This is a genomic window from Algisphaera agarilytica (assembly GCF_014207595.1).
GTDB classification, from domain to species: domain Bacteria; phylum Planctomycetota; class Phycisphaerae; order Phycisphaerales; family Phycisphaeraceae; genus Algisphaera; species Algisphaera agarilytica.
Genome location: NZ_JACHGY010000001.1, coordinates 12,941 through 32,345, shown reverse-complemented (window position 1 = coordinate 32,345; position 19,405 = coordinate 12,941). Strand labels below are relative to the sequence as shown.

Below are 19,405 nucleotides of genomic sequence, written 5' to 3'. Positions count from 1 at the left end.
CGGCGTTGCGAGTCATTCGAGGGATTTGGGTTAAGCCGAATCAGATACCCGCGGCCTTCTTGATCTTCGCGGCGAGGTCGGTCTTTTCCCAGGTGAAGGTTTCGTAGCTCTTGCCGTTGACCTTGACCTTGCCGGGCTTGCGGCCGAAGTGGCCGTGGCTGGCGGTGGGGGAGAAGATGGGGTTGCGCAGCTTCAGGTGCTTGAGGATACCGTCGGGCGTCAGCGGGAAGATGTCGCGGACCAGTTGGGTGATCTCGGGCTCGGGGAGCTTGCCGGTCTTGTAGGTGTCCACGTGGATCGAGGTCGGCTCGGCGACGCCGATGGCGTAGGAGAGCTGGACTTCGCAGACGTCGCAGATGCGCGACGCGACGAGGTTCTTGGCGATGTAGCGGGCCATGTAGGCGGCGCTGCGGTCGACCTTGGACGGGTCCTTGCCGGAGAATGCGCCGCCGCCGTGACGGCCGCGGCCGCCGTAGGTGTCGACGATGATCTTGCGGCCGGTCAGGCCGACGTCGCCGTGGGGGCCGCCGATCTCGAACTGGCCGGTGGGGTTGACGTGGATGGTGACGTTCTTGGGGTCGTACAGCTTCTTGGGCATGCACGGCTCGATGATGTGCTTGATGACCGCCTTCTTGAGCTTGGCCTGCTGGGCCTTGCCGTTCCACGCCTCGGTGTGCTGGGTCGAGAGCACGACGGTGTCGATGCGCACCGGCTTGTTGTTGATGTCGTATTCGACGGTGACCTGCGACTTGGCGTCGGGACGCAGGCCCTTGATGAGCTTGTTGTCCTGGCGGACCTTGGCGTGGCGCTCGACCAGCTTGTGGGAGAGGTCGATCGGCAGCGGCATCAGGTCAGGTGTCTCGCGGCAGGCGAAACCGAACATCAGGCCCTGGTCGCCGGCGCCTTGTTCCTTGTGCAGGCCTTCGCCTTCGCTGACACCCATCGAGATGTCATCGGACTGGCTGTGCATGACCCGCATGACGGCGCAGGTGTCGGCGTCGAACTTCATGCCGATGTCGCCGGTGTAGCCGATCTTGCGGATGATGTCGCGGATCGTTTCTTCGGCGTTGTTCAGGGCGTTGATGGCCTTCTGGTTGTGGACGGTGATCTCGCCGCCGACCACGACCAGGCCCGTGGTGCACATGGTTTCGCAGGCCACGCGAGCCCGGTTGTCCACCGCCAGCAGGCTGTCGAGGACCGCGTCGCTGACCGCGTCGCTGACCTTGTCGGGGTGGCCCATCGAAACGGACTCGGAAGTGAAGAAGTAGTGTTCGTCGGGGTTCTTGCTACGGGCCATGGTGCCTCCTGCACGGTGAATTGCTGAATGTAGGACGAGCGTTTTAGCGGTTTTTATCGCTCACGGCAACGTGGCGGGCGTGCGAATCTAGGGAGTCCACCGTTTTGAACAGCCCGGTGAAGCAGGAATTTATCGGATGTAACCGGCGGGTTGCTGCGGCCCGATAACCATCGCCTCTCCCCGAAGAGCGCAGAGCGTCGATATCCAACCTGCGCCTGAAGTGCGTTTGTCCGCAGGACACGCCCCTTCGGATCCCTCCATCGCATCTTGGAGCAGCTGCATGATCAACCCCGCCAAACCGTTTGCTTCCGCGAGTTCTCGCGCCTCGTCCCCGACGGCGGCGACCAAGGCCGACCTGTCCGGCCTGCTCGATCGTGCCCGGGATGAGCGTTTCCGCCTGCTGAAGATGCTGAAGGAAGCTCGCGCCGAGGTCGAGGTCACGCTGAAGAAAACCCAGCCGCCCAAGCCACAGGCCGAGGCGGAGCCCACCACGATGACCGTGGCCGAGACGCCGGCCGTTGAAGCCGAGGGAAACACCGCCGAGACCACCCAGAAACTTCAGGCGTTGATTACCAAGCTCGGAGCGCTCGACGCTCAGATCGATGCCAAGCTCCACCGTGTCAACACCATCACCGACGAGAAGCTCGCCCGCCTCGAACAACTCGACGCCAAGCTGACCGCGGTCGTGAAACCGCTTGGCCAGGCCCTGGCCGATGGCCGGATGATCCATGGCGACCTCGCGCAGGCGACCGAGAAGGCGCAGGGGCTGGCAAACCACGTCACCGAGCAACTCGAGCGTTTTGACGCCCACCTCGCGGCGTATCAGTCGGCGGGGCGGGATACCTTCGAGAAGCAGCTCGAGACCATGCGTGAGGCCATGCTCGGGGAGATGTCGGCCGAGCTCGGCCAGCAACGGATGCGACTCGATACGCAACTTGCGGAGGCTCACGCGGTCGCCGAGCGTGAGATCGTGGAGAAGTTTGATCAGCTCGCCCACTCACTCCACGAGAAGGCCGACGGCATCCTCGCCCGGACCGAGTCGGCGGCCGACGCGGCGATGCAGCGCATCCGTCAGCAGGTCGTTGAGGCTATGTCCCACGCTCACGAAACGCAGGAAGCGTTCAAGGCTCAGCTCGATGATCAGCAGGGCCGGCACCGCGAGTTCCTGGACAACCTCACCGATGCCGCCGACAACGAGATGCAGGTCCGGGCTCAGCGGCTGGACGAGTCGATGACGGGGTTGGCCGAGTTGTTCGAGTCCCAGGCGGACCAGATCCTCACGGAGCTGCGCGACCGGGCCACCACGCTCTTGGATCAGATGTCCGCTGCGGCCTCGAAGCTGCAGGACGACCCGAGTGTCGATGACGCCGACCGCCGCGCGGCTTGACGTATCCCCGAGTGCAACGCCACACACTCCGGAACCTCGCTGCGACGCCACGCGTCGCGGCTGTCTATTGCAAGGCGCGACCGGGGCGGCGTAGCCGACCGGCTGATGAGCTCTATGAAGCCGCCTCGCAAATCCGCACCCATCCGGTCCCGCTGGCACGCCCGCCCGGGGCGCTATACGCTCCCCGCTCCAGCCTCGTGATCTGCAACGCTGTAACGCAACCCCGGAAGGACCCTCATGGCCACCCGCATCGAAAAAGACTCCATGGGCGAGATGCCCGTCCCCGCCGACGCCCTCTACGGCGCCTCCACCGCCCGGGCCGTCGCCAACTTCCCGATTGCCAACCGCCCGTTGCCCCCCGCGGTCATCCACGCCTTTGGCCACCTCAAGGCCGCCTGCGCCGAGGCCAACAAAGACCTCGGCAAGCTCGACGCCAAGCTCGCCGACGCCATCATCGCCGCCGCCGATGAAGTCGCTCAGGGCATGCACGACGCCCACTTCCCCGTCGACGTCTACCAGACCGGCAGCGGCACCAGCACCAACATGAACGCCAACGAGGTCATCGCCGCGGTGGCCAACGAGAAGCTCGGCCTCGGCGCGACCACCAAGGCTGAGGGCGGCGTCCACCCCAACGACCACGTCAACATGGGGCAATCGAGCAACGACACGTTCCCCACGGCGATGTGCATCGGCGGGGGGGCAACGATTGCCGGGCAGCTCATCCCGGCACTGACGTATCTGCATGAAGCCCTGCAAACCAAAGTCGATGCCTACGACAAGATTCTAAAAACGGGGCGCACCCACTTGATGGATGCTACGCCGATCCGTTTGGGGCAGGTTTTTGCCGGCTACGCCTCGGCGGTCTCTCACGGCATCCACCGTGCGAAACACGCGCTTTCCGACATGGTGGCAAATATGCCGATCGGTGGCACCGCCGTTGGCACCGGCATCAACGCACACCCCGAGTTTGCCGCCAAAGTTTGCGAGACGCTCACCCAGCGTCTCGGTTTTTCCTCCACGCCATTTAAAGAAGCCAGCGACCGCTGCGAGGCCCAGGCGGCAAAAGACTCGTTCGTCCATGCGTCGGGTGACCTCAAAACCATCGCCGTCTCCCTCTCCAAGATCGCCAACGACATCCGCCACCTCGGCTCGGGCCCGCGCTGTGGCATCGGCGAGCTCAACCTCCCCGCGATCCAGCCCGGGTCGTCGATCATGCCCGGCAAGGTCAATCCCGTGATTTGTGAATCGGTCATGCAGGTCTGCTGCCGGGTCATCGGCAACGACGCGACCGTGACCACCGCCGGGCTCGGCGGCGTCGGGTCGATCTTCGAGCTCAACGTCGCGATGCCCGTGATGATCGACGCCTTCCTCGAATCGGTCGATCTCCTGGCCAACGTCTCCAACGTCTTCGTCGACAAGCTGCTCGACGGCCTGGAAGTCAATGAAGAACGCTGCACCGAACTACTCGAAGCCTCGCTCATGACTATCACCGCGCTCGCTCCCGAAGTCGGTTACGACAAGTGTGCCGCGCTCGCCAAGCAGGCCCACAAGGAAGGCAAGACCATCAAGCAGCTCGTTGGCGAGCTGAACCTGATGCCCGAAGAACGCCTGGCGGAACTGATGGACTACGACAGCATGACCCGCCCGGGTTGATGCCGATCGAACGTCGCTGATCGGGTGATCTCAATCCTTTTTCCTCGCCACGTATTGACGGCGAGACGTTGCTATGCTCAAATAATAGATAAATCTATCCATAAATCTAAAAAAGCGTCGTGTCGACGCTGACTCATGTTTCAGGAGACCGTTTCGATGAACCTCAGTTTCAAGACCCTATTGGCCGTGTTGTGTGTGGCGGCGTTGACGCCCGCCGCCGTTTCGCAGCACGCGGGACTCGTGTTGTTCGGCGATCCCAACCCCGCCGCCGCGGAGGTCGAGCCGATGCGTAAGGCGGTGCACCCGGTGACCTCGCCGTACTACCACGAAGACTCGTTCGTCACGACCGATGTCCGCGCTTGGTTCCTGTATCACGACTTCCCCAAGTCGTCCGCCATCGGCGGGGGCAACGCCAAGGTCTACGCCCTGCAGATCCGCGCGGCGTTGACCGAGTCGCTGCAGTTCGTCGCTTACAAGGACGGCTACACCGACTTCGATTCGGGCCTTGTGAAAGACGACGGCTGGAACGACCTCGCGGCGGGTGTGAAGTGGGCGTTCCTCCAGGACTTTGAAACCGACATGCACGCCGCGGTCGGCCTGGGTTACCAACTCGGCATCGGCGACGACGATGTCCTGCAGGGCGACGACGAGCTGCGTCTCTGGGCGTCGTTCAACAAGGGTTTCGAAGCCCTGCATTTGGGCGGCACGATCAACCTGCTGCTGCCCACGGACAACGAAGAAGCCCTCGGGGACTCGGATCGATTGACCTGGCACCTCCACGCCGACTACTGGCTGTGCGAGTGGTTCTCTGCCGTGGCCGAGGTCAACGGATACGTGACGCTGGACGATGGCGACAACGCGCCGCTGCCGTTCTCGGCGGTGGACGTGGCCAACATCGGCGGCGGTGAAGGCGAAGACGTGGTGACTCTCGCTCCGGGTTTCGAGGTTCGGCCCGCGAGCAATGTTGGGTTACGCGCCGCTTACGAATTCCCCATCACCAGCAATGAAGACCTGTTCGGCTACCGCTGGACACTCTCCGCGGTGGTGAGCTTCTAAATCCCATCGATATCCTTGAGCGCCCAGTATCCCTTGGAGGATGCTGGGTGTTATTACGTCTGCCCGGAAGCGGGGAGTTGAGGGTTAAAGCCCGGGGGTGTTTAGCGCTTGCGTGGCCTTGGCGACGGCGGCGGCTTTGTCGTGCACATCGAGCTTGGCCATGATCTGCTCCATCTGCTTGCGGACGGTGCCCGCCGACTTGCCGAGTTGCTCGGCGATCTGAGAGTAGGTCAGGCCGTGGCGGGCGACGTTGATGACCTCGGCTTGTTTTTCGGTGAGGCCCAGTTCCAGCAGGGGAGTCAGGTCGGTCACGGCGGGGTTCTCTCGGCCGAGGATGAGCCAGTCGTCGCTGGCGATGTCTTGGGCCAACCGGAACGAAACCGTGCCCGCCGGGCTCTGCCGCACAAGCGGGTGTCGTTTGTTGAGCGGGTCCTGGGTGCTGACCTTGAGCCAGGCATGCAACGCTTGGGGGAGACGGTCGCCGTAGTTTCGGCCGGGCCAGTAGTCTTCGATGAGCCGCTTCGCCAACGGGTTCTGATCGAGGATGCGTCCGTCCGTGGAGACGTGGAGTGCGCCGCAGTTCAGGTGTTCGAGAGCGCCCAGGGCCCAGGCGTGGTGCCCCTTGGCCCGCCGGATTGCCTGCCAGGTCGTGTGGGCGTTGGCCAGGGACGGGGCGAAGAGTTCCAACATCTGGCGTTCAGATGGGGAGAACTGCTTGTCGCGCGAGATCGCCAGGGCCAGCAGCGAGGGGAAGCCCTGCGAGCGGGCGATGATGATCTGGTCGCGGATATCGACGTAGCGGTAGAACTCGTTGTAAAGCCCGAGCTTTTCGAAATCGCGGGAAGACATCTTGTCCAGCACGCCCATGATGTTCAGCGACCGCGTGTTCAGGGCAGCTTCGACACACGGGTGTTCGTGGAGGTGGTCGGCGAAGTCGGGCATCCGTGACTGGAACTCGTCGTCTTCCCGGGTCTGGGCAGAGGAGACGAGCTGCATCAGCGAGAGGTCGTGCAGCTCCGAGGAGATCAGGGTGTGCGACATCAGCATCTTCACCGCACCGATCGCATGCTGGTGGAAATCGTCAACTTCGGCCACCCGTGCCACCTCCTGGGTGGCCCGGTGGACCTGATTCCATTGGTCTAAATTAAGTTCAGACAAGGTGTTGGCATCCCAGGAGGATCAGCTTGGAACAGTATACGACATATGCCGTATTCGCCAAGGCTTTTCGCTTGGTATCTTCCGGGGGCCTAAGGATATTGGGGTATTGGATTGGGGATCCGCGTGAGCGAGATCCCTTGTTTTATGCGCGTATTATTCTGGCCTATACGACATCTGCCGTATTTGCCTGGGCTTGGCCCTTGGTATCTTCCGGGGGCCTCAAGGTTTCTTGGCGTGGTCAAACAACTCGCCCATCGCACCGTGTGTTGCCGGTTCGGCGGTCTTAGGCGGCGAGTCGCTGCTGGCTCTGCGTGTCGTTGAAGAAGTGCATCACGTTTTCGAGGGCGTGTTCGGGCAGGTCGTCGTGGCCGCCTTCCCAATCCAGGAGGTCGACCTGGCAGCCCTGCTCGGCCAATCCAATCTGAAACGCCCGTGCATCACGGATCAGGAACTCCGCATCCTGGTCGCCGCATCCAATCATCCAGGGGACCTCGCAAAGTGCCGCCAGGTTCGTGGTGGTGGGCTCGAACCAATTCTGTGCGGACAACGCAGCGCACGCCTGCACATCCGAGGGGTATTCCAACGTGAAGCGGCAGGCCATGTCCGCGCCGTGGTTGTAGCCGAACACCAAGGCGCGTTCGGCCAGGTTGTAGGTGCGTGCCGCCTCGGCCAATGTCTGCGCCCAGACTTTGGGTTTCTCGACGCTGCTCATATCCGGGCACACCAGCAACGCGGGGAAAGCCAGGAGCCGCTTGGCGTAGGGCAAGACACGGTCGAGCATCGCTTGGCCGTCCCCATCGGGCCCAGGCATGCAGATCACCGGGACGGTGGAGGTCAGCGACGGCGAGGCGAGCGGGTGGACGATCATGCGTGATTCCCCTGAATGGGTGGATAGGTAGTCCCCAGTGTTATCGGCCAAGCCAACACGCTGATTTAGGTCGCCCGTCAGGGAGGGTGAGCCAGGGTTTGGCCGTGTTTCAGCCCTCCACGAGGTTTTTTCTAAACACCGATGGAGACAGGCCTTTACGCTTCAGAAACTGGCGGTTGAAGTTGGACAGGTTGTTGAAACCCACCTGCAAAGCGATCTGCCCGATCGCTTCGTCGCTCTCGGCCAGCAGGCGGCAGGCTTCGCCGAGGCGTTGGTCGATGACGAAGTCGATAAATCGCTGCCCGGTACGTTTGCGGAAGAAGCGGCTGAAAGCCCCGGGGGAAAGGTTGGCGGCGCGGGCGGCGCCGTCCAGCGTGACCTCGCCCTCCAGTTGACGGTGGACGTAATCGATGGCCCGGCTGATCCGATCGGAGTTGGCCGTGGCGAGTGCGGTGTAGTCACGGCTTGCCAACGCGATCCCGTTCGCGGACTGCGCATCGACGAGGATCAACATCTCAAGCAACGCAACCACGCGGGGCGCAGCATCCATTTCCTGGATCTCGCCGAGGCGTTCGGCAACGCCTTGGTGTGCTTGGCGTGGCCACACGATTCCTGAATCGGCACGCTTCAGCAATTCGCTGAGGCGTTTCATTTCGGGACGATCAAAGAAGTCTTCGCCCAGGCAGTCGGGGCGGAACTGGGCGTAACGCGACTTGGCTGGCACCGCCTGGTCGCGCGGCGGGTCGCTGTAAAACATGTGAGGCAGGTCGGGGCCGAAGAGGTAGAGCTCGCCCTCCTCGAACCGTCCCACGTGGTCGCCGACCAATCGCCGGCCCCGGCCGCTTTCGATCCACAGCAACTCGATTTCAGGATGGATGTGATAGGGGCAATCGAACGCCTCGCCGTCAAAATGCAGGGCAGCGAACGAGGCGTCTTCGGGATATACGACATGTTCGAAAGAGGGCTGCATATGGTTTTATAATGCCAGCCTGGGTGGATGGGGACCTTTTTATATCATAATAGTATCAATAATGGCGGTCTTGGATGTAGTCCGGGATTGCTCGTCGTCGGACAATTTCGTCGTAGTCAAAGCCTCCCTCTTTTTTAGGAGACCACTGCGATGATTGCTCCTTCACCCCCCCAAGCGTTGCCTGATCAAGGGGTCACTACCCAGATCCTCCGCGAATTGGCTCCGCCGCTGCCCACAGCCGCGCCGACCCGGATCGCGGTCGTGGCGTGTGGCCTTCATATCCACTTCCCCTGGGAGCCGGCCTGTCAGCGTTACGAGCAAGTGCTAGACCTGCTCGGCAGCGCCCTGCCGGCCGAACAATTCGAGATCGTCCGGGCTGATGAACCCTTCGAAGATCCCGACGCCCTGATCCGCTTCCTGTCGCGTGAATCCGAACACGAACTTCACGGCGTGCTGTTGTTCCACGCCGCCTACACCGCGGGTGAGATCGGCGCGTACCTCGGTCGTTGGCTGACCGAGCAGGGGCTGCCGCTGATGAGCTGGTCGTTCCCCGACCCGCCCGCCGAGCGTTTGAGCGCCAACAGCTTGTGCTGCCAGAACTTTCTGCTGAACATGCTCAACCGGCTGGACGTCCGCTACGCCTGGCTCCACGAAGAAGTCACCGACACGCTGCCCGAAGAGATCGCCCGCTTCTGCCGGGTGGCCCGCGCCCGGCAACGACTGCGGTTCGGCAAGGCGCTGCACGTCGGCGGCTCGCGCGTGATCGCGTTTTACGACGGCGAGACCGATGAACTCTCGGTCATCCGGCAGTTCGGCTTACGCTTCGACCGCATCGACCTCCAAGCGGCGTTTGATTATTCGCGCAAACTCGACGACCGCGCCATCCGCAGCCTTCTCGAATCGATCACGCGGTCGTCGCGGTGCGCGGTCAATGATGTCCCCGACGAGCAGGCCATGCAGACGCTGCGGCTGGGCCTTGCGATCGCGCACATGGCCGCCGAGGGCGGATACATCGGCTGCACGATCAAGAGCTGGCCGGAGCTGTTCAATCAGTACGGCTGCGCCTGCGACGGCTCGGTGTCCATGCTCAACGACTGGGGTCTGTGCACCACCGAAGAAGGCGAGATGAACGGGCTGATCTCGTCGCTGACGATGCACCTGCTCTCCGAGGGCGACGCGATCCCCACGATGATGGACCTCTCGGCGGTCAACCCGCAGGCCAACCGCATCGGCATCTGGCACTGCGGCGCTTCGCCCACCCGGCTGCTGCACGCGGGCCACAACTTCGACCTGCGCAAGCACTCCATCCTCGAAAACGCTGACCCCGAGACCGCAGTGGGCATGATGGTCGAGTTCCCGTTAGCTCTCGGGCCAGCGACGCTGGTTCGGTATCAGTCTCCCGACGCGGGGCGGATGTTTGCGTTCGAGGGCGAGATGGCGGATTGCACCATGCCGTTCCGCGGGGTGTATGGCGAACTCATCCCCAAGGCCCGGGCCACCGCGTCGCAGATCATGGGCACCATCCTCAGCGGCGGGCTCGACCACCACTGGTCGCTGGGCTACGGCCACTGGCACGAAGACCTGGCGATGCTCAACTTCTTCCTGGGCGTGCAGACCCTGGAGGTTTCCAAGCACCACCGCCTCTCGGGTTTCGGCCCCGCTGAAGCGCATACCAACGGAGCAGCGCGATGACCTCCGAAACGCTCTCCAAACCGCTGGATGTCGTGGTGCTGGGCTTGAACGTCGTCGACGTGCTGGTACGTCTGCCACGCGAGGTTCAGGCTGGTGAGAAACACCAAGTCAACGAGTTGGTCATCCAGGGCGGCGCGCCCGCCGGCAACGCGGCGTGTGGTCTGGCACGGCTGGGTTGGCGCACCGGCTTCGCCACACGGCTGGGCGACAACGCCCTGAGCGCGACCGCCCGGGCAGACCTCCAGCGTTACGGCGTTCAGCCCGACCTGTTCGTCCACACCCCCGACGCTCAGCCCGCCGCGGCGGTGGTGCAGATCGACCCGGCCGACGGTGAACGCACGGTGTTCTACTCGCTCGAAGGCTATCTTCCTTTGGAGCCCGATGAAGTTCCGGTCCAGGCGATTCAGAACGCCCGGCTGCTGCTGACCGATGGTTACGAGCCCGACGTTGGACTGCGTGGTCTTGAAGCGGCACGCGAAGCGGGGGTGCAGAGCGTGCTCGACATCGAAGCGGGTGACCCCGCGGTGATGCGCCAGATGATTGAGCTTGGCACGGACTGCATCCTGCCGCTGGTCGCGGCACAGCAACTCAGCGGTGAAAGCGAACCAGACGCCGCGATGCGCCGCCTTGCTCAATCGACCGACGGCCAGTTGGTTGTGACCGACGGCACGCACGGCAGCTGGGCGTTGACACCCAAGGGCGTGATCCATCAGCCCGCGTTTCTTGTCGAGGCGGTGGACACCACGGGCTGCGGCGACTCGTTCCACGCGGGTTATGCCAGCGCGTTGCTCGACGGGTTGTCGTTGGAGCTGCGTTTGGAGATGGCCGCATTGGTGGCGGCCCACGTCGCTACTCAGCTCGGCGGACGTACCGCCTTGCCCACGCGAGAAGAAATGGCCGAGTCGGAATTGTCGAAAACCTCGGCGGATTTACTGAACCACCTGCGGAACACTTGCCATGCATGAACGATTGAAGAACAAGCTCGAAGCCCTGCGCGGCGACCTGATGTGCGGCGAATTCATCTTGGCCGATGCGAAGGACGCCGACATGGCTTGGGGCGTGCCCAGCCCGGGCCGCGGCTGGCCCAGCGGCGACGATACGCCGTATCGCTCGATGCCCACGTTCCTCGACGAGGTCCGACAGGTGGTCGAGCAGGGCGAGGTGGACATCATGCTCTCGTCCGTCTCGGCGATGAGCCGGCTGGCGCACCAGGAACAACTGTTCGAGTCCAGCAACGTTACGCCCGCCATCCGTGCCAACGACACCACCGACGTCTGGGCGGTGCGCGGGGGTTCGTATTGCGAGCAGCCGTCGCGCGCTTTCAGCTCCTGCTACATCACCGAGGCGCAGTACGGCACGCTCCACCCCGAGCTCGGCACAAAGCCCGCGGTGAACCTCGGGCTGTATTCGATTACTTTCAATAACAATCTTGAGCTCGACCTGGCCAACCTCGAAGCGTTCCACGCGTTCCGCGCCCGGGCTGCCGAGGCCGACTTCGATTACTTCCTTGAGGTCTTTGCGCCCAATGTGGATTGCGGTATCCCGGCCGACCAGATCCCCGCCTACGTCAACGACATGATCTGCCGATCTCTGGCCGGCGTGGCGCTGGATGAGCGGCCGCAGTTCTTGAAAATACCTTTCCTCGGGCCGGCGGCGCTAGAAGAACTCGTCGCCTACGACCCGTCGCTGATCGTCGGCGTCCTCGGCGGGTCCAGCGGCACCACTTGCGACGCATTCACGCTCCTGTCGCAGGCGCAGAAATACGGTGCCCGCGTGGCCTTGTTCGGCCGGAAGATCAAGGACGCGGAAGCGCCTTTGGAGTTCATCCGATGCCTGCGTCTGATTGTGGGCGAAGGCTTAGCTCCCGAAGAAGCCGTGCGGTTGTATCACGACCGGCTCACCCAGGCCGGACTCGCGCCGCGCCGTGCGTTAGAGGATGACCTCCAACTCTCCGAGACCAGTCTGAGCTACGGCTGAATCCAGGGAATACAGGGAGTTGGTTTCACCTAGCCATTACAGCTTGCGCGGGTAGTACGACGGGCAGGTGGAGCTGTTGTGGGGATCGGCATCGAAGCGGACGATGTAGTTCCACTCCGACCCGCCTTCGTCGATATGGCCCAGGCCCCACTCTATCCCCTTGAGCGGGTGCGCGTCCGTATCTTCGCAACGGCAGGCACCCCCGGCCCAGGGGGTGTTCCACGCGGTGCCCATGGGCTCGAAGTTCACGCCGTCGGTGGTGTACTGCACGGTGTCGCGTTCCGGGCCGTCGCGGTTGAGAAGGGCGGCGAGGCCGTCTTTGTAGGGCCAGAGCAGCGTCTCGTGGCCGCTGTTGGTGACGGGGTTGTAGGGCGAGTGATCGTAGGGCCCGGTGGGGTTGTCAGAGATCGCCACGCCCCAGCGTGTGTCACGTCCCGCGTATTTCTCGTTGGGTTTACCCGGATGATGCGAGCTGCCGCACTTGTAGTACAGGTGGTACTTGCCTTTGAAAAACAGGAGCATCGGGTCGTGGTTCAGGCCGCGGAAGTGTCCCTTGTTGTAGTTGTCGGGGTCGCCGAACCACTCGCCGCCTTTCATCGGCCGGAGGATCGGCTCGGGGGTCTTCTCCCACGGGCCATCGACCGACTCGGCCACCGCCATACCCACGGTTTCCTCGCTCCCGCCGTACGGCTCGGTCGCCGCCTGGTAAACGAGATAGAAACGCCCGTCGTGGTGCATCACGTCCGGCGTGCACACGGTCCGGCTATCGTAAGCCCCGGCTTCACCGCGGTCGACGGCGCAGCCTTGTTCGGTCCAGTCGTAGCCGTCGGGTGAAGAGGCATACCATATCTCGGCCATGTCCCAGGAGAAGATCCGCTGGGCGGGGTCATAGCCCGGCTTGCGCCACGAGCTCGGCCCCTCGGAGCGGGTGTACCAGACGTAGTAAAGATCGTCGATGCGGAGGATGCTGCTGGGGTCGCGTCGGTTGACCCCGGCCTCATGCCCGATGCCGGTGACGGTCTGGAAGCTGAAGCTGGTGGACCACTCCGGGCCGCGGGCGGGGTACGACGCTGCGCGTTTGGAAGCGGCGCTGAGGTGAACAGACATAGACAAGCCTTACGAAAAAAGATTCGTGATCGCGACGACCGGCTTAGTCTAATCCATCACCAACCCTCAGAGCTCGTCGATCTGGATCGTTGCGCCGTTGGCGTCGAGGCTCCGTCGGCCCGCTTCGAGGATCGCGGTGACGGGGAGGGTCTGGCGGGCGGTGGCCAGCTTGCCGTCCCAGTCGACGGCGGTGGTCTTGCCGTCGTTGACCGAGTGGGCCGCCTGGATGAACGCTTCGATGCTCAGGTAGCCGTAGCCCGACGCCCCGGCGAACTTGCCTTCGTCGTTGGGCAGGTACTTCATGAAAAGCGGGTTCGGTGAGCGGAAGCCGTCGGCGTCGGTCGCCATCTGGTAGCCGCGGTGGGCCTGGTCGACCTGGATCTCGCCTTCGTGGCCCATGTAGTGGAAGCGCTGCTGCGAGTGGACGTCGCTCTTGGGGGCGATCCATGACGAGGTGTAGAGCGCGGTGCCGAGGTTGCCGCTCTCGGTATTTTCCCATTTGACGGCCAGCGTGATGGTGTCTTCGGTGTCGATGTCTTTCGATTGTGCCACACCGGTCGCGCCGAGCGCCGTCACCGACACCGGCCGGGCGCGGTGGCCGACCGACCAGTTGTGGAAGTCGATGTGGTGGGCGTTGAGGTAGTAGCTGATGTCGCTGGACTTGCCCGCCCAGGCGCGGAACGTCTCGAGCTGTGACTTGGGCTGGCTCATGTAGGCGTTGTAGAAGCTGAAGTCGCCCAGATCGCGGATCTTGTCGCGGGCGTCGGCGTAGATCGGGTCCCAACGCTTGTGAACTTCCATCGCTACGAGCACGCCCTTGCGGTCGCCCGCCTCGATCAACGCCTTGTGATCGGCGACCGTCTGCACGATCGGCTTGGCGATCAAGACGTGAAGCCCACGCTCGACCGCGGCCATGCCGATGGTGAAGTGGGTGTCGTCGGGGGTGAAGACCATCACGGTGTCGCCGGGTGAGAGCTCGTCCATCGCCTTGAGATAGGCTTCGGGGTCACGTGCACAGTCGTCGGCGGGGAAGCTCTCGAAGTCGGTGCTGAGGTCCCGGTAGCGTTCGCCGAGCACCCGGCCCAGGTGTTCACGGATGCCGGGGAACTTGGTGCCGTTGGTCCCCGCCATCAGGACGCGGTCGATCTGGCCGAGGGCACGCTGGTAAAACGCGCTCAGGCCGATGACGCCCGCGCCTTTGTCGGATTGGCTTTCCTGGCCGTGGACGTAGCCGGTGGTGTATTCGCCGGTGCCGACGAGGAGGGTGTTCATGGGTTTATCCGGGGGGTGAAAGTGAAACGGCGGGGGGGATGCTTTCTCGGTGCAAAGCATTTCTTCGAGTACTAACCCCTTACGCGCATGCTACTTCTTAAAGTTGAACGGAGATTTATCCAAGCCGGACACAATAGGTTGACGTTGGCCTGAAATGCCAAAATTGTAGACAATTAGCAAACTACCATGTCCCTGCAATCTGTCTCGAACCCTCTTTTGCGCCCCCGCCCCAGAGATTCCTTCATGGCTCATTCCCCCAAAGTCGTCATCCTCGGAGCAGGCAGCCTGTTCTTTGGCCGCAAGGCCGTGTGGCAGATGATCCACTCCCCGCACCTCCGTACCGGCACGCTCGCCCTGGTCGATACCGATGCGGATCGCCTGGCGAAGATGAAGACGCTGGCCGAGAAAGCCATCGCGCACAACGATGCGCCGCTGAAGCTCGAAGCCTCGACCGATCGGCGCGAGGTGCTCAAGGACGCCGACTTTGTGGTGTTCTCGTTTGCCGACCGTAACGCTCACTTCCGCGGTGTGGATTGCGACACCTCGGTGAAGTACGGCATCCGCATGTGTTCGGGCGACACCATCGGGCCCGGCGGGGTGTTCCGCACGCTGCGTGAGTGGCCGGAGATCGCCGGCAGCGCCCGCGACGTGCTCGAGCTCTGCCCGGACGCCTGGGTGATCAACTACATCAACCCCGCTGCGGTCCACGGCATGGGCCTGGCCCGGTTCTTCCCCGACTTGAAGTCAATGGCTCTCTGCGATGCGCAGTTCACGCTGCACGAGAACTACGCCAAGGCCGCCGGCGTCCCGTTCGACGACAAGCTCAAGCTGCGCAGCGGCGGGCCGAACCACTTCACCTGGCTGCTCGAAGCGTCGTACGACGGCAAAGACATCCTGCCCGATATCGTCGACCACGTGCGAAAGAACGCGGACGACGACCTCAACCAACAGGCCCAAGGCTATGCCACGCAGGCCAAGGGCTGGCTCAACAACGGTATCGCGGTCGAGCTGCACGACGCCTTCGGCTACCTGCCCGCCGTGATCGCCCACACCAAGGAATACGTCCGCTTCTACCAACGCCCCGGCACCGTCGGCCGTGACACGCATCCGCCGCTGAAGATCTTCGAAGTCCCTGATCGCTTGAAGTGGACCGACGAGGTCTGGCAACGTGTGGACGACTACGTCTCGGGCAGCGTTGATATCGCCGAGTTCGACACCGAGTTCGGCCCCGACCCCGCGACCGACCTGATCGAAAACATGTGGGCGGGCCTGGGCAAGTCCATGCACATCAATACCGCTAACGGTGGGGCGGTGCCGAATATGGCGGACGACGCCTTCCTCGAGCTGCTCTGCGAGGTCGATATGGACGGCCCGCGTCCGCTGCCGTATCCCGAGATGCCCCGCGGCATCCGCGGGCTCTGCGAGCAGGTGCTCGACACCCACGAACTCACCGCCGCCGCCGCGTTCCACACCGACCGCGACCTGCTTCGCCGGGCGCTGTTGACCGACCCGCTGACGTATTCGGTTGGCGACACGGATGCTCTGATCGACGAGCTTCTCGAGTTGCAACGCGATGCGGTGTCCTCTGATTGGTTTGATTGATTCGTATTGCCGTTAACTCAGTTTTTTTGAACGATTTCGTACTGCCGCCTTGGCCGTGATCCAGAATCGAAAGCATATCCCATGAAAAAAATGATCTCATTTCAAAGCCCCAAACTGTCCGCTGCTTGCTCGCTGATGGTCTTGTCTCCGGTTTTGGTGTCTTGCGCTCAGCAATCCACCGTTGTGGTTGAAGTTGACCCGACGGTCCGCCACCACATCGGGGATGTCACCGGATTCGAACGCTCCAAATACATCAATATGCACTCCTCGCCCACCGAAGGCGAGTGGGACAGCCCGGAGATGATGGACCAGTTCCTCAACGGCTGGGATGTCTATCTCGGCCGGGAAGCGGGTCAGCCGCGACTCTACGTCGACCAGACCCCGGAAGACCCAGACAAACCCGGCTACCCCTCGGTCGAACACATCGAACAGTTCGGTTTGGAGTTGCGTGAAGCCTACGAAGAAAACACCGCCATCCACCAGTACGAAGATCGAACCGAGCTGATCGTTGCGATGCACCCTCATCCGTTCTTCCCCGATGGCACGCCCACGGATATGGGCTGGGCTTTCGCCAACATGGAAGCCAGTGCGACGTTTACGGGGCATTACTTCAAACACTTCTATCAACAATCCGAAGACCAGCCCGGCCCGCCGATGCCCGAGTACTTCGAAGTCCTTAACGAGCCGCTCTGGGACCTCGTTGATTCCGCTCACGCCAAAGAGGATGTCACTCGCGAGGATATTTTCCGCTTCCACAACGTGGTCGCCGACAAGGTACGGGAGCTCAACCCCGGCACGGACATGAAAATCGGCGGATTCTGCCAGGCCTCGGCCGACCCGGAAGAAGACAACTTCGAGGAGTGGGACCGCACCTGGGGCAGCTTCATGGAGATCGCCGGGGACAACATGGACTTCTTCGCGGTTCACTTCTATGACAAGGGCTGGGACCGCGGGTTGCAGTACCGAACCAAGGGGGCCCGCATGGAAGCCGTCCTCGACATGCTCGAACAGGCATCGCTTATCGAGCTCGGTGAAGTCAAGCCGCTGCTCATCTCCGAGTTTGGCATGACCGGTGTCGACTCCCGGCTGGACGCGTGGAGCCCCGAGCGCGACTGGCACAAGCTCAATGCCTACTCGGGCTACACGATGGGACTAATGGAACGCCCTCAGATCGTCGAGAAGAGCATGCCGTTCATGATTATGAAGGCCCTGTGGTGGAACCACGAAGCCGGCAATCCCTACCGCACCCGCCTGCTGCGTGAGGAAAACGGTGAATGGATCTACACCGAACTCGCCCACTTCTACGAGCTGTGGTCGCGTGTCAACGGCGAACGCCTATGGACCCAAGCCAGCGACCCCGACATCCAGACCGCCGCGTTTGTGGATGGCAACACGATCCACCTCGTGGTCAACAGCCTCGACCTCAAGCCGGTGCCGGTGCAGATCAACCTGCCCGTCGATGCCCAGCCGCAGAAAGTCACCCTCCGCCACCTCCACGCCCCCAAAGGTAAGCCGGTTTTCGATGAGATCGATCTCGATGCTGTCCCCGCGGAGCTGGAGATCGGGGCGCAAGCCACCGCCATCCTCGAACTCCACTACGACCAGGCCCCTTCGCCCAAAGCCTTGGTGCAAGAAACCAAGCAATACAGCGACAGCTACCTGCACGAAATCGGCGAGCAACCGCTTACCTTCAAGATTCCCGGCAAGGACGGTTCGAGCGGCTCGCTGCGTATTGGTATCTCGCGCGAACACGACATGGCCCTGCAGCCCACGGTGCTCTTCAACGGTCAGCCGCTCGATGTGCCCAACGACTGGCGAGGCATCGACCAACGTACCCGGGCGAGCTTCTTCGGCGTCCTCGAAATCCCGGTGCCCGAAGACTTGATGAAAACCGAGAACGAGGTGCAGGTCGAGTTCGACAAGCCCGGCGGCCACCTCACCACCGTCACCATGCGGGTGTTTACCCAAACGCCAACGCGCTAAGCGTCCGAGCGGTGTTGGGTGAAACGCCTCATCCCGCTGCGGGTTGACCCATCACGCCGGGGCCTGCGGTGGGGGGTGTGTGGCCCATGGCTGCGCGCTTGGCCCGGATGTCTAAGGCCATCAGGCCGGTGACGGCCAGGGCGAGGACGAAGAGGCCGGCGAAGACGTAGAGCGTCGTGGCGTAGTTGCCGGTGGCTTCCTGCACGCGGGTGACCAGTGTCGGGCCGACGAGGCCCGCGGCGGCCCAGGCGGTCAGCGTGTAGCCGTGGATCGCCCCGAGCTGCTTGGTGCCGAACAGGTCACCGAGGAACGCGGGCACGGAGGCGAATCCTCCGCCGTAGCAGGTGAGGATCAGAAGCACCAGCGCCTGGAACTGCCAGGGCGCTGGCGACTTGGTGAGCAGGAAGAATGCCACGATCTGGATCGAGAAGAATGCGGCGTAAGTTGCGGGTCGGCCGATGTAGTCCGACAGCGAGGCCCAGCCGATCCGGCCGATGCCGTTGAACAGCCCCATGAACCCGACCATCGCAGCGGCGGCGGCGGCGGACATGCCCGCCATCTCTTGGGCCATAGGCGAGGCCACCGAAATCAACGCAATCCCACAGGTGATGTTGATGAACAGCATCGTCCACATGAAGTAGAACCGCTTGGTGCGGATGGCTTCGAAGACGGTGAGCTGCGCGAGGTCTTCGCGTTGAACTCGCTTGGGTTTGGAAACGCCTTCGGTTTCGTCGAGTTGGGCGGGCTTCCAGCCTTTGGGCGGCGGGGCGATGTAGAGGGCGCTGCAGAAGATCACCACAAAGTAAACGCTGCCCAGGATCAAGAAGGTGTTCGACGGGCCGACGGTGGAGAAGAGCTTCTGCATGACCGGGCCGAAGATCATCGCCGCGAAACCGAAGCCCATGATCGCCATGCCCGTGGCCAGGCCGCGCTTGTCGGGGAACCACTTGACCAGCGTGGAGACGGGGGTGATGTAGCCCACGCCCAGGCCGATGCCGCCGAGCACGCCGTAGGCCGCGATGAACATCGGCAGCGATTCAAACCGCACCGCGAGGCCTGCCCCGATCGTGCCCAGGCCGTAGCAGATCGCTGCGAGCATCCCCGAAGCGCGCGGCCCGTGCTTCTCGACGAAGTGCCCGAGAAACGCGGCCGAGAGGCCCAGGCAGACTATCGCCACGGAGAAGGCCATGGTGATGTCGGACTTCTGCCAGCCCAGGGCTTCTTTGAGGGGCAAGGTCATCACGCTGTAGGCGTAGACCGAGCCGATTGAGATGTGGATGCCGACGCCGGAGAGGGCGACGAGCCAACGGTTGCGGTTTGCGGACATGGTTTTCCTGACGTCGGGTGGGGTGTGGCACAAAAGAAAGCCGGCCGGGCGTTACC

15 protein-coding genes are annotated in these 19,405 nt (G+C 63.0%); 8 read left to right on the top strand and 7 right to left on the bottom strand.

Annotated features, from left to right (window positions below; translation table 11 throughout):
* Positions 1-40: 40 nt before the first annotated feature.
* Positions 41-1,297, bottom strand: coding sequence for a methionine adenosyltransferase (gene metK, locus HNQ40_RS00125; RefSeq protein WP_184675169.1), 1,257 nt, complete (start codon positions 1,295-1,297; stop codon positions 41-43).
* A 280-nt stretch (positions 1,298-1,577) separates the two neighbouring features.
* Between metK and HNQ40_RS00120 the strand changes: the two genes are divergently transcribed.
* The 3 genes from HNQ40_RS00120 (at position 1,578) to HNQ40_RS00110 (ending at position 5,393) form a co-directional block, all read left to right on the top strand.
* A complete protein-coding gene (locus HNQ40_RS00120; protein WP_184675167.1) occupies positions 1,578-2,684 on the top strand; it encodes a hypothetical protein in 1,107 nt (368 codons plus the stop codon).
* 237 nt (positions 2,685-2,921) lie between these two features.
* Positions 2,922-4,337 carry a class II fumarate hydratase gene (locus HNQ40_RS00115; protein ID WP_184675166.1) on the top strand — a complete coding sequence of 472 codons (1,416 nt, stop codon included), beginning with the start codon at positions 2,922-2,924 and terminating at the stop codon, positions 4,335-4,337.
* A gap of 156 nt (positions 4,338-4,493) precedes the next feature.
* Positions 4,494-5,393 carry a hypothetical protein gene (locus tag HNQ40_RS00110; RefSeq protein WP_184675164.1) on the top strand — a complete coding sequence of 300 codons (900 nt, stop codon included), beginning with the start codon at positions 4,494-4,496 and terminating at the stop codon, positions 5,391-5,393.
* Positions 5,394-5,477: 84 nt separating this feature from the next.
* Here the strand turns inward: HNQ40_RS00110 and HNQ40_RS00105 are convergent, their stop codons facing one another.
* From HNQ40_RS00105 to HNQ40_RS00095, 3 genes are all read right to left on the bottom strand, one after another.
* Complete coding sequence (locus tag HNQ40_RS00105; protein WP_221435307.1) at positions 5,478-6,551, bottom strand: helix-turn-helix transcriptional regulator; 1,074 nt, start codon at positions 6,549-6,551, stop codon at positions 5,478-5,480.
* A 283-nt stretch (positions 6,552-6,834) separates the two neighbouring features.
* Positions 6,835-7,419, bottom strand: a complete 585-nt coding sequence (locus tag HNQ40_RS00100; RefSeq protein ID WP_184675161.1) for a hypothetical protein — start codon at positions 7,417-7,419, stop codon at positions 6,835-6,837.
* A gap of 109 nt (positions 7,420-7,528) precedes the next feature.
* Positions 7,529-8,389: a helix-turn-helix domain-containing protein gene (locus tag HNQ40_RS00095; RefSeq protein ID WP_184675159.1), complete on the bottom strand. Its 861-nt coding sequence runs from the start codon at positions 8,387-8,389 to the stop codon at positions 7,529-7,531.
* A 150-nt stretch (positions 8,390-8,539) separates the two neighbouring features.
* Between HNQ40_RS00095 and HNQ40_RS00090 the strand changes: the two genes are divergently transcribed.
* From HNQ40_RS00090 to HNQ40_RS00080, 3 genes are read left to right on the top strand one after another with little or no spacing between them, the layout of a single operon-like run.
* Positions 8,540-10,081, top strand: coding sequence for an L-fucose/L-arabinose isomerase family protein (locus tag HNQ40_RS00090; RefSeq protein WP_184675157.1), 1,542 nt, complete (start codon positions 8,540-8,542; stop codon positions 10,079-10,081).
* Positions 10,078-11,046 (top strand): carbohydrate kinase family protein, encoded by a 969-nt coding sequence (locus HNQ40_RS00085; RefSeq protein ID WP_184675155.1) that lies wholly within the window; start codon positions 10,078-10,080, stop codon positions 11,044-11,046. The genes HNQ40_RS00090 and HNQ40_RS00085 overlap by 4 nt, the downstream gene beginning before the upstream one ends.
* On the top strand, positions 11,039-12,058 hold the full coding sequence (locus HNQ40_RS00080; protein WP_184675153.1) for a hypothetical protein: 1,020 nt from the start codon (positions 11,039-11,041) through the stop codon (positions 12,056-12,058). Before HNQ40_RS00085 ends, HNQ40_RS00080 begins: the two co-directional genes overlap by 8 nt.
* Before the next feature lie 36 nt (positions 12,059-12,094).
* Here HNQ40_RS00080 and HNQ40_RS00075 read toward each other — a convergent pair whose 3' ends face one another.
* The gene (locus tag HNQ40_RS00075; RefSeq protein WP_184675151.1) at positions 12,095-13,165 is read right to left on the bottom strand and encodes a glycoside hydrolase family 117 protein; all 1,071 of its coding nucleotides are present in this window, start codon (positions 13,163-13,165) and stop codon (positions 12,095-12,097) included.
* A gap of 66 nt (positions 13,166-13,231) precedes the next feature.
* The gene (locus HNQ40_RS00070) at positions 13,232-14,437 is read right to left on the bottom strand and encodes a Gfo/Idh/MocA family oxidoreductase (RefSeq protein WP_184675149.1); all 1,206 of its coding nucleotides are present in this window, start codon (positions 14,435-14,437) and stop codon (positions 13,232-13,234) included.
* 243 nt (positions 14,438-14,680) lie between these two features.
* Between HNQ40_RS00070 and HNQ40_RS00065 the strand changes: the two genes are divergently transcribed.
* Both HNQ40_RS00065 and HNQ40_RS18560 read left to right on the top strand, forming a co-directional pair.
* Positions 14,681-16,039, top strand: a complete 1,359-nt coding sequence (locus HNQ40_RS00065) for a family 4 glycosyl hydrolase (protein ID WP_184675147.1) — start codon at positions 14,681-14,683, stop codon at positions 16,037-16,039.
* Positions 16,040-16,222: 183 nt separating this feature from the next.
* Complete coding sequence (locus HNQ40_RS18560) at positions 16,223-18,022, top strand: hypothetical protein (protein ID WP_221435306.1); 1,800 nt, start codon at positions 16,223-16,225, stop codon at positions 18,020-18,022.
* Between the two features lie 28 nt (positions 18,023-18,050).
* Here the strand turns inward: HNQ40_RS18560 and HNQ40_RS00055 are convergent, their stop codons facing one another.
* Positions 18,051-19,349: an L-lactate MFS transporter gene (locus HNQ40_RS00055; protein ID WP_184675144.1), complete on the bottom strand. Its 1,299-nt coding sequence runs from the start codon at positions 19,347-19,349 to the stop codon at positions 18,051-18,053.
* Positions 19,350-19,405 lie beyond the last annotated feature (56 nt).